Source organism: Corynebacterium sp. UMB8791 (genome assembly GCF_054166365.1).
This window is the reverse complement of record NZ_JBSZCG010000133.1, coordinates 1-9,394: the sequence shown is the minus strand read 5'-3', so window position 1 is coordinate 9,394 and position 9,394 is coordinate 1. Positions and strand designations below refer to the sequence as shown.

9 protein-coding genes and 2 pseudogenes are annotated in these 9,394 nt (G+C 66.4%); 6 read left to right on the top strand and 5 right to left on the bottom strand.

The window, feature by feature from the left end; all coding sequences use genetic code 11:
- Positions 1-88: 88 nt before the first annotated feature.
- The 5 genes and pseudogenes from serS to ACXIUA_RS08715 all read left to right on the top strand — a co-directional run.
- Positions 89-1,342 (top strand): serine--tRNA ligase, encoded by a 1,254-nt coding sequence (gene serS, locus ACXIUA_RS08735; protein WP_457976586.1) that lies wholly within the window; start codon positions 89-91, stop codon positions 1,340-1,342.
- On the top strand, positions 1,342-2,163 hold the full coding sequence (locus tag ACXIUA_RS08730) for a lysophospholipid acyltransferase family protein (protein ID WP_457976585.1): 822 nt from the start codon (positions 1,342-1,344) through the stop codon (positions 2,161-2,163). The genes serS and ACXIUA_RS08730 overlap by 1 nt, the downstream gene beginning before the upstream one ends.
- Position 2,164: 1 nt before the next feature.
- Positions 2,165-2,992: an HAD family hydrolase gene (locus ACXIUA_RS08725; protein ID WP_457976584.1), complete on the top strand. Its 828-nt coding sequence runs from the start codon at positions 2,165-2,167 to the stop codon at positions 2,990-2,992.
- Between the two features lie 3 nt (positions 2,993-2,995).
- Positions 2,996-3,991 (top strand): annotated as a pseudogene (locus ACXIUA_RS08720) (FGGY family carbohydrate kinase); the annotation flags it as partial.
- Positions 3,972-4,373 (top strand): annotated as a pseudogene (locus ACXIUA_RS08715) (DUF5926 family protein); the annotation flags it as partial. The pseudogenes ACXIUA_RS08720 and ACXIUA_RS08715, both read left to right, overlap by 20 nt.
- Positions 4,374-4,412: 39 nt before the next feature.
- Here the strand turns inward: ACXIUA_RS08715 and ACXIUA_RS08710 are convergent.
- Together ACXIUA_RS08710 and ACXIUA_RS08705 are read right to left on the bottom strand one after the other, a co-directional pair.
- Complete coding sequence (locus ACXIUA_RS08710) at positions 4,413-5,660, bottom strand: LCP family protein (RefSeq protein ID WP_457976583.1); 1,248 nt, start codon at positions 5,658-5,660, stop codon at positions 4,413-4,415.
- Positions 5,657-6,352, bottom strand: coding sequence for a CPBP family intramembrane glutamic endopeptidase (locus ACXIUA_RS08705; RefSeq protein WP_457976582.1), 696 nt, complete (start codon positions 6,350-6,352; stop codon positions 5,657-5,659). Before ACXIUA_RS08705 ends, ACXIUA_RS08710 begins: the two co-directional genes overlap by 4 nt.
- Positions 6,353-6,370: 18 nt before the next feature.
- Here ACXIUA_RS08705 and pheA point away from each other — a divergent pair, with 18 nt between their 5' ends.
- Positions 6,371-7,261 (top strand): prephenate dehydratase, encoded by an 891-nt coding sequence (gene pheA, locus ACXIUA_RS08700; protein ID WP_457976581.1) that lies wholly within the window; start codon positions 6,371-6,373, stop codon positions 7,259-7,261.
- A gap of 16 nt (positions 7,262-7,277) precedes the next feature.
- On the opposite strand, the gene ACXIUA_RS08695 is transcribed toward pheA, so the two are convergent.
- The 3 genes from ACXIUA_RS08695 to ACXIUA_RS08685 all read right to left on the bottom strand — a co-directional run.
- Positions 7,278-7,625 (bottom strand): metallopeptidase family protein, encoded by a 348-nt coding sequence (locus tag ACXIUA_RS08695; protein ID WP_457976587.1) that lies wholly within the window; start codon positions 7,623-7,625, stop codon positions 7,278-7,280.
- Positions 7,625-8,635, bottom strand: a complete 1,011-nt coding sequence (locus tag ACXIUA_RS08690) for a septum formation family protein (protein WP_457976580.1) — start codon at positions 8,633-8,635, stop codon at positions 7,625-7,627. Before ACXIUA_RS08690 ends, ACXIUA_RS08695 begins: the two co-directional genes overlap by 1 nt.
- A gap of 9 nt (positions 8,636-8,644) precedes the next feature.
- On the bottom strand, positions 8,645-9,394 hold a 750-nt coding region (locus ACXIUA_RS08685), incomplete at its 5' end, for a GntR family transcriptional regulator (RefSeq protein ID WP_457976579.1).

The window sequence follows — 9,394 nt, the reverse complement described above, 5'->3', positions numbered from 1 at the left end:
ACCCCCACCATAGCGCACTGGTTATTACCAGAGTCGGGTGATGTCGCAGGTGGCGTGAAGAGGGGCAGAACCGGGTAGAGTTGTGGGCGTGATTGATCTGAAATTTCTGCGCGAGAATGCAAACGACGTCCGAGAGTCCCAAACCGCCCGTGGCGAGGATCCCTCCCTCGTCGATCAGCTGCTAGCGGCCGACGAGCAGCGCCGTGAGGCTATCCAGGCAGCAGATGAGCTGCGTGCGGAACAGAAGGCCTTCGGCAAGAAGATTGGCCAGGCTTCCCCGGAGGAGCGCCCAGCGCTGCTCGAGGGCTCGAACGAGCTCAAAGCCAAGGTGAAGGCAGCCGAGGCCAAGCAGGCCGAGGCCGAGCAGGCCGTGCAGGACCTGCAGTACAAGATCCCGAACCCGATCCAGGGCGCACCGGCCGGCGGTGAGGAAGACTTCGTGGTCCTCGAGCACGTCGGAGAGGTCCCAACCTTTGACTTCGAGGTGAAGGACCACCTCGAGCTGGGCGAGAACCTCGGCATTATTGACATGAAGCGCGGCACCAAGGTTGGCGGCGCTCGCTTCTACTACCTGGTCGGCGACGGCGCCTGGATGCAGCTGGGCATGATGATGCTCGCCGCGCAGAAAGCCCGCGAGGCCGGCTTCAAGGTCATGATCCCGCCGGTCCTGGTCCGCCCGGACGTCATGCAGGGCACCGGCTTCCTCGACGAGCACGACGAGGAGATCTACTACCTCGAGCGCGACGACCTGTACCTGGTTGGTACCTCCGAGGTGGCGCTGGCCGGCTACCACACCGACGAAATTATTGACCTCTCGGACGGCCCGCTGCTCTACGCCGGTTGGTCCAGCTGCTTCCGCCGCGAGGCCGGTTCCTACGGCAAGGACACTCGCGGTATCCTGCGCGTCCACCAATTCGACAAGCTGGAGATGTTCGCGTACTGCAAGCCTGAGGACGCCGAGGAGATGCATCAGAAGCTGCTGGGCCTCGAGCGCGACATGCTTGCCGCAGTCGAGGTTCCCTACCGCATTATTGACGTCGCCGCCGGTGACCTCGGCTCGTCCGCGGCACGCAAGTTTGACACCGAGGCGTGGGTGCCGTCGCAAGATACGTACCGCGAGCTGACGTCGACGTCGAACTGCACCACGTTCCAGGCGCGTCGCCTGTCCATCCGCTACCGCGACGAGAACGGCAAGACCCAGACCGCCGCCACCTTGAACGGCACGCTCGCGACGACGCGCTGGCTCGTCGCAATCCTCGAGAACAATCAGCAGGCCGACGGCTCGGTCAAGGTGCCTGAGGCGCTGCGCCCGTGGGTTGGGAAGGACGTACTGGTTCCCTAATGCGCACGATTGATGGACTGTTTGAAGTAGCAGACGGCTATACCGCCCCGCGGCCGCACAGCGGTGATATGCAGAACCGCTTCTACCAGCGGATTGTGCGCGCGGCGAAGCGCTACTTCCGGTTCGCCGGGACGAAGGCGACGGTCCACGGCCTCGAGCACGTCCCGCTGGACGGCGGGGCGATGCTGGCGATCAACCACACCGGCTACCTTGACTTCATGCTGGCGGGCATTGGCCCGTACCTGCGCGGGGAGCGCCTGGTGCGGTTCATGGCGAAGAAGGAAGTCTTCGGCATTCCGGTGCTGCGGTGGTTGCTGCGCAACATGGGACACGTCCCTGTGGACCGCTCGGCGGGCGCCGGGGCTATCGACGCCGCCGTTGCCGCCCTGCGCGAAGGGGCGATCGTCGGCATCTTCCCGGAGGGCACGATTTCGCGCTCCTTCGAGATTGCGGACTTTAAGACGGGCGCCGTGCGCATCGCTCGCCAGGCCGGAGTGCCGCTCGTGCCCTGCGTGATCTGGGGCTCCCAGCGCCTGTGGACCAAAGACCAGCCGAAACGGCTCGGGCGCTCCGGCATCCCGGTCATCATCCGCTACGGGGAGCCCGTCTCAGTCGACGGCACCGTTGAAGAAGCCACGGGTAGGCTCAAGGCAGCGATGGAAGCCATGCTGGAGACCACCCGCGCCGAATACGAAACGCGCTTCGGACCCTTCGAGCCCGGCGAGCCATGGATGCCGGCCTCGCTCGGGGGGAGCGCACCGACTCTTGAAGAAGCAGCCGAAATTCGCCGAAAAGAACGCGAGGCAAAGAAAGGGAAATAACATGAACGCCCCCAGCCTGATCATCAGTGACATCGATGGCACATTCCTCAACTCCTACGGACGGGTGACACCTCGTCTGCTGGAGGTCGTCGCGCGGGCTGTGCGCGGCGGAACCAAGTTCGGGCTGGCCACCGGGCGCCCCCACCGCTGGCTGCTGCCGGTGCTCGAGCAGCTGCCGTTCGAGCCGGTCTGTGTGGCCGCCAACGGCGCCGTTATCTACGACCCAGAACACGACGAAGTGGTGAAATCCTTCGCGCTGTCCCCGGAGAGTATGCAGGAGACCGTGGAGGTCGTCGAAAAGGTGATGGGGGAAGCCGACGTGACCGTGGGCTACGGGGTGGAACGGCTGAGCCAGAGCGCACTCGACCCGGAGGAAGAGTGCTTCCTGATCACGCCGGAGTACAACCCGGACGCCTGGGACGCCCGCTTCGGCGTCGTCCACGTCGAGGAGCTGCTGGCAGAACCTGCGGCGAAGCTGCTCGTGCGCTGCCCGGACCTGATAGCGGCAGAGATGTTCGACATGATCGCCCCCGAGATCGACCAGGACATCGCGCACGTGACCTACTCCATGGAGGAGGGGCTGCTCGAGTTCTCGCGCCCCGGCGTGACCAAGGCGGCAGGTGTTTCCTACCTGGCTGCCCAGTACGGGATCGACCCGTCTCAGGTGGTGGCGTTCGGCGACATGCAAAACGATGTTGAGATGCTGGCGTGGGCCGGCATGGGCGTTGCCATGGGCAACGCGACGGACGCGGTGAAGGACGCCGCTGATATTGTGACCGCATCGAATGATGAAGACGGCGTGGCACAAGTACTGGAGCACTGGTTTTAACTCATGACGTTGCTGGCGGCTATTGATCAAGGCACAACATCAACCCGGTTCGTAGTCGCCACTACGGGCGGCAAGGTGATCGCGCAGGCGCAGTTCGAGCACCGGCAGATCCTGCCGCGCGAAGGCTGGGTCGAGCACGACCCACTCGAGATCTGGCGCAACACGCGCCGCGCCATGAGCGACGCCGTGGCCAGCGCAGATATTGACGAAGCCGCCATCGCCGCTTTGGGCCTGACAAACCAGCGTGAAACCGCCGTCATCTGGGAACGCGCAACCGGTAAACCCATCTACAACGCCATCGTGTGGCAGGACACCCGCACCTCCTACGACGGCGACGCCACCGAGTTCCAGGCCACCACCGGACTGCTGCGCAACTCATATCCGGCCGGGCCGAAGTGGGCCTGGATCCTCGACCACGTCGACGACGCCCGCGAGCGCGCCGCCCGCGGCGAGCTGCTCGCCGGCACCATGGACACCTGGCTGATCTGGAACCTCACCGGCGGCCAGCGCGACCCGGACAACGCGCTGCACGTCACCGACGTGACCAACGCCAGCCGCACCCTCCTGATGGACCTGGAAACCCTCCAGTGGGACCCCGCCCTGTGCGAAGCCATCGGCGTGCCGCCCGAAATCCTGCCGGAAATCCGCCCGTCCGTCGGCGACTTCGGCCAGGTCCGCAACCAGGGTCCGCTGGCCAACGTGCCCATTTGCGGCGTGCTCGGCGACCAGCAGTCGGCGCTCTTCGGCCAAGGCGGCCTCGAAGAGGGTGCTGCGAAGATGACCTACGGCACCGGCCTGTTCATGCTGCTCAACACCGGCACCACGCCCACCTTCAGCGAGACCGGCATGCTCAGCACCGTTGCCTACCAGCGCGCCGGGCAGCCCGCCGTCTACGCCCTGGAGGGCTCCGTCGCGGTGGGCAGATCGCTCATCCAGTGGCTTCGCGACCAGCTCGGGATCCTGCGCGCCGCAGATCCAGCAGGCGATGGCGGCCGCGAACGACGCCGTCATCCCGTCCGTCGAGGTCAAGTCGGACGCGCCGGGCGCAGTGTGGTGGGTCAACCCGGGCGGCGGCAAGGCGCACATCCGTTGGGTGCGCACCGAGGATAACGAGAGCCAGATGCTCTCGGCGCTGGCGCGCATCGCGGCGCGCGGTGAGCTTAACCTGGGTGAGGGCACGAAGTTCGCGGGCGCGTTCCGCACCCACGGCGTCGTGGTCCCGGTGTGGGACCTGGACCCGACGGTTGAGCCTGCGTCCTACGCGGATGCACTGGTAGCGCTGAACAAGGCTATCGAGGCCGAGTACGCGAACGATGCCCAGCTCAGCGCCGACGAGCGCAAGCAGCTGGACAATATCAAGTCCCGCCAGGTCACCATCTAAGCAGAGGGCGACCGGGCTGCACGGGGGCTATTCGGGGGCCTACCTGAGGGACGAGAAGAGCTGCTCGGCAGCGACCTCGTCCCACAGGATCACGTTGCCCACGTCCGCGTCCATAAACCCGCCCACCGGGATGGTTTCCGTGTTCAGCCCCATGCTGAACGCCAACCCAATGCGGGCCAGGTTCCACACGTGGTCCTTGCTGCCCACGGTGAACATGGCCGGGGCGGTCCACAGCAGCGGCAGCGCCCGGAACGGGTTGAGCAGCACGCCGGGGGAGAGGATGCGGCTGGTCAGCGCGCCGAGGAATTCGCGCTGGCGCCCGACGCGGTCCAGGTCGCCCTGGGCGGTGGCGCGGGTGCGCACGTACCCAAGGCCGGTCGCACCGTCCATTGTTTGGCAGCCGGGCTCGACAAACAGGTTGGCCAGCGGGTCCTGGATGGACTCTGAGACGCAGATCTCCACGCCGCCGACGGCATCGACGATGTTGGCCAACCCGCCCATGCCGATTTCCGCGTAGCGGTCCACACGCAGGCCAGTGGCCTGCTCAACGGTCTGGATGAGCAGCTGCGGGCCACCGTAGGCAAACGCCGCGTTGATCTTTTCCTGCCCGTAGCCGGGCACGGCCACATAGGAGTCGCGCGGGATGGACACCAGCGTCGCCTTCCCGAATAGTGGCAGGTGCAGCAGCATGATCGTGTCGGTGCGGGTGGTGCCCAGGTCGCCGCCGGTGCCGAGGCGCGCCGCGTCCTCCTCGCTCAGGCCCGTGCGCGAGTCAGACCCGACGAGCAGCCAGTTCGTGCCCGAGGTGTTCGCGATGCGCTCGGCGGGCAGGGCGTCGACGCGGGAGAGTCGGGCGTCGACAAGGAAGGTGAGGGCGAGCAGCACCACGAGGAGAGCCGCGAGCAGACGGCCGCAGCCACCTTTACGACGCCTTCTTCGCCGCTGCGGACGCTGCTGTTGTGGTCGTTGTGGCCGCTGTGTGACCTGCATCGGAACGTGCTCGCGCTCTGGGCGCTGCTGCGGCGGCCTGTGCTGCGCCGGGTACTGGCGCGGCCGGTATTCGCGCGGTTCGTAGTCTTGCGGGTTGTACTGTCGTGTTTCCTGCGGCTCGCGCTGCTCTGGCCTGACGGTTGGCCGTTCCTGCCAGGCAGGGGGCCGTTGCTGTTCCCGCTGCGGGCGACGCTTCCGGATGGGGCGTCCGTAGCGGTCCACGAGCGGTTGGCCGTCCCTGCCAAGCACGAAGTCCTCGAGGTTATCCCGGGGATCGTTGGAATGCGGCGTATTCATGGCAACAGTGTAGACGGCAGGAGTGGGTAGGCGAGAAAAGCGACGGCGTCGATAAGGAAGTGTGCGAGGATGAGTGGCCAGACTTTGCCGGTGCGGTGGTAGTAGTAGGCGAAGATGGCGCCCATCGCGATGTTGCCGAAGCCCGCGGAAACCCCCTGGTAGAGGTGGTAGGAGCCGCGCAGGATCGCGGAGGCGGCGATTGCGGCGGGCGCCGACCAGCGCATCTGCCGCAGCCGGGTGCAGAGGTACATCACCACCACGACTTCTTCGGCGAACCCGTTGGCGAACGCCCACAAGAGGGAGGTGGGGATCTGGACGGCCTCGGTGGTGGGGATGACTACCTTGGACCAGCCGAAGTGCACCGCCCCGATGTAGAGCGCCAGCCCCGGGATGCCGATAAGTGCCGCGAACCCGGCGCCGCGCAGCCAGTCGCGCCACTTCGGCGCAACCCACGTGGTGCCCAGCAGGTACCATGCCAGGCCACCCCACCCGATGAGCGACAGCGCTGAGACCGCCTGGAGCGCCACGTCGAGCCAGCCGATGGAGCTCGCCTGGGAGTAGAGCGTCGTCGATTGCTGGTTGAGGGGCGCCTGCAACAGCGAGTCGACTAGGCGCAGCGCGGCGCGCAGCCCGCTGGCGCCGAAGGTGACGGCCAGCACAAGGAGGACTTCGACGCGGTACCGAGTGTGCATGCAGGCTACAGTAGCCCTATGACAACGATTGCGTACCTCGGCCCGGCGGGAACGTTCACGGAGCAGGCCGTCTGGAACTTTGACCTGCCCGACGCGCAGCTTGTGCCTGTGGATTCCCCGGCGGAGGCGCTCAACGAGGTGCGCGCCGGGCACGCGGACTACGCGGTGGTTGCGGTGGAGAACTCGGTTGACGGCGCGGTCACCGCGACCACGGACGCGCTGGCGGAGGCTCCCGGGGTGCAGATCTACGGGGAGACCGAGCTGGAGATCGCCTTCGCCATCATGACGCGCCCCGGTGCTTCACTTGTCGACGCCACCCACTTCGCCACCCACCCCGTGGCCTACCAGCAGGTCAAGCGCTGGATGGCCGAGCACGCCCCGAACGCGACGTTCCACCCGGCGACATCGAACGGCGCGGCAGCGCAGCTCGTCGCTGAGGGGGAGGCGGACGTGGCCGCGGCCCCGGAGCGCGCGGCGGAGCTGCTCGGACTCGAGGTGCACGCGCGCAGCGTGGCCGACTTGTCCACGGCGCGGACGCGCTTTGTGCTGGTTGGTCCGTCCGGGAAACCAACGCCGCGCACAGGCAACGACAGGACGTCGATCGTGTTCCAGACCCCGAACGAGCCTGGCACGCTGGTGGCGGCGTTGCAGGAGTTCGCGTTCCGCGGCGTGCACCTTTCCCGTATTGAGTCACGCCCAACACGCAAGGAGCCGAACACGTACTCCTTCCACGTGGACATCGTGGGGCATATCGACGACACCGCCGTGGCGGAGGCGTTACGGGCTGTGTACCTGCGGTCCTCGCAGATTACGTATCTGGGGTCGTGGCCGTGCGCGCAGCAGGCAACCTGGCCGAGTGGTAACCCGCGCCTCGCAGAGGCCCAGTCCTGGGTAGACGGGCTGCGCTAAGCAGGGATAGCTTCGGCTAACCCCAGCCGAGTTCGTGCAGCTCGTGCTCCTCGAGTCCGAAGTAGTGGCCGACCTCGTGGAGGACGGTCACCTTTACTTCGTGGCGCAGTTCCTCTTCATCGCCGCACATCGCCTCGAGTGCGTCCTTGTACACGAATACCGCGTCCGGCAGGAACCCGCTGTGATTTGAGTGCTGCTCAGTAAGGGGGATGCCCTCGAACAGGCCCAGCAGCGTGGGTTCGTCCGGGTTGAAGTCACGGGCCAGCACCACCATGTTCGTCATGTGGCGGGCGAACTCCTCGGGGATGGTGTCCAGGGCGTCGTTGATCATCTCCTCGAAGGCGTCCTGGCTGACCGGCTTCATCATGGTTGCGGCTGCTCCTCCCGCAGTGGGCGGCGCTCGGGCCGCTCCGGTGGCGGGTTGCCGTCGATCTTGAGCACTTCGCGCCCAGCGGTTGCGGACCCGGTCAGTGCCGCGAACTGCCCCTCCGGGTTCGAGAAGACCAGCGCGCAGTTCACGCTGCGCGAGCCACCCTCCCATGCGGACGGCTTCTGCGTGGTCCAAAACGGCTGCAGCGCGATCTGGTAGAGGTTTTCCTCCGCGCCCATATACTTCTGGGCGGCGTCGGTGCACACGTCGCGCAGGTATTTGTCTTGCTCCTCGACGCTCGGGGTGCGGTCGGGGAAGACGGGCTTGAGGTCGACCGTGCTGGTGATCTCCATCTGGTGTGGCTCGTTGCAGTCCACGGTGCTCAGGCTGGAGGCACCGTCGATAGCGACGCACTCTCCGGGGTTGAAGGTGCGCGCCTGGTCCTGCTCGGAGACGCGGCCCGTGGTGAGGATTGGGGTGCCGTCGCGGTTGGTTTCCTGCAGGCCGCACAGCATGGTGCGGTCGCCCTGCTCCCACGCGGCCGCCGGTGGCAGGATCGGTGCGATGGAGTAGCGCCCGTTCGGGTCGAAGGCGCCGTTGAGGTAGCGCAGGGTTGCGCCCCCGCACAGCTCCTCGCGCAGCTGTGCCTGGCGGGTCTGGTTCGGCATCGGTGCAGACGGCCCGAACTCGGAGGTGGGGTAGGTTGCCAGGTCTTCGCGCGCCGAGACCTCGAAGCGGTGCTCGAGTGCGCAGTCGGTTTGCTCGAAGGCGGTGATGTGGCCTTCGGTGTCGGCTTCCCACGTCAGGCAGGCGCCTTGGTCCGCCGTGGTGAACGGCGCTGGCTTGTTTTTGCTGTGTCGTTTCGGAGCGGACGTCGATACTTCCGATGCCTCAGTGCCGCCTTGCGGTGCGGGCGACGCGTTGTAGGTGTAGGAGCCGAATCCGACCGCACCCGCGAGCAGCGCGACGAGAAAGCCGCGCAACGCTGTTGTCTTGGTAGCCATGTGCCTTTCCTATCCCTCGAGGTTGCGCAATACCTGTGTGTGCAGACTGTAGCGGTCCGTCCGGTACACACTGGCACAGTATTCCACACGTGTGCCGTGGCTTTGCGCATAGCGCACGATTCGAAGCAGCGCGCGGTTTACCGGCACGTCGAGCAGTGGGGCGACGCGAGCGTCGGCGTTCACCGCAGTCACGGTCTGCTCGGCCTCGGTGATGCCGAGGTTGTAACGCTCGTCGAGTACCTCGTACACCGACGCTTGCAGTTCATGTTCCAGCAGGTCAGGGACGAGCTCGCCGTTGTACCAGCCGTCGTCGACGGCGTAGGGTTGGGCGTCGCCAAGCCGGAGGCGACGCAGGTGAATGTGCTCAGCGTGCGGCGAGGTGCCGAAGTACTCGGCGACTTCTTGAGGCGCTGGCGCGCGCTCCGCCAGTAAAATACTTGACGACGCCACTACGCCCTGCGCCTGCATCTCCTCAGAGAAACTGGCCAGCTGCAGCTTGCTCACCAGCGGGCTCGGCGCCACGAACGTGCCTTTGCCGCGCACCCGGCGGAGTTTCCCCTGGGCGACGAGGTCCCCGATCGCGCGACGCACGGTGATGCGGGAGACCCGGTAGGTCTCTTCGAGGGCGCGTTCGCCGGGCAGCGGGTCTCCGGGGGACAGCTCATTGCGGCAGTACTCTTCGAGGATGATGCGCAGCTGCGCGTGTTTCGGGAGGGGGCCTTCCTGGATTTCGGTGGGGGGCTGCTCGGGCGTGGACAT

What these genes read in the sequence shown, in the direction of transcription:
- pheA (WP_457976581.1), top strand. Translation starts at nt 6,371, where the DNA reads ATGACAACGATTGCGTACCTCGGCCCGGCGGGAACGTTCACGGAGCAG.
- ACXIUA_RS08695 (WP_457976587.1), bottom strand. Translation starts at nt 7,625, where the DNA reads ATGAAGCCGGTCAGCCAGGACGCCTTCGAGGAGATGATCAACGACGCC.
- ACXIUA_RS08705 (WP_457976582.1), bottom strand. Translation starts at nt 6,352, where the DNA reads ATGCACACTCGGTACCGCGTCGAAGTCCTCCTTGTGCTGGCCGTCACC.
- ACXIUA_RS08710 (WP_457976583.1), bottom strand. Translation starts at nt 5,660, where the DNA reads ATGAATACGCCGCATTCCAACGATCCCCGGGATAACCTCGAGGACTTC.
- ACXIUA_RS08690 (WP_457976580.1), bottom strand. Translation starts at nt 8,635, where the DNA reads ATGGCTACCAAGACAACAGCGTTGCGCGGCTTTCTCGTCGCGCTGCTC.
- ACXIUA_RS08730 (WP_457976585.1), top strand. Translation starts at nt 1,342, where the DNA reads ATGCGCACGATTGATGGACTGTTTGAAGTAGCAGACGGCTATACCGCC.
- ACXIUA_RS08725 (WP_457976584.1), top strand. Translation starts at nt 2,165, where the DNA reads ATGAACGCCCCCAGCCTGATCATCAGTGACATCGATGGCACATTCCTC.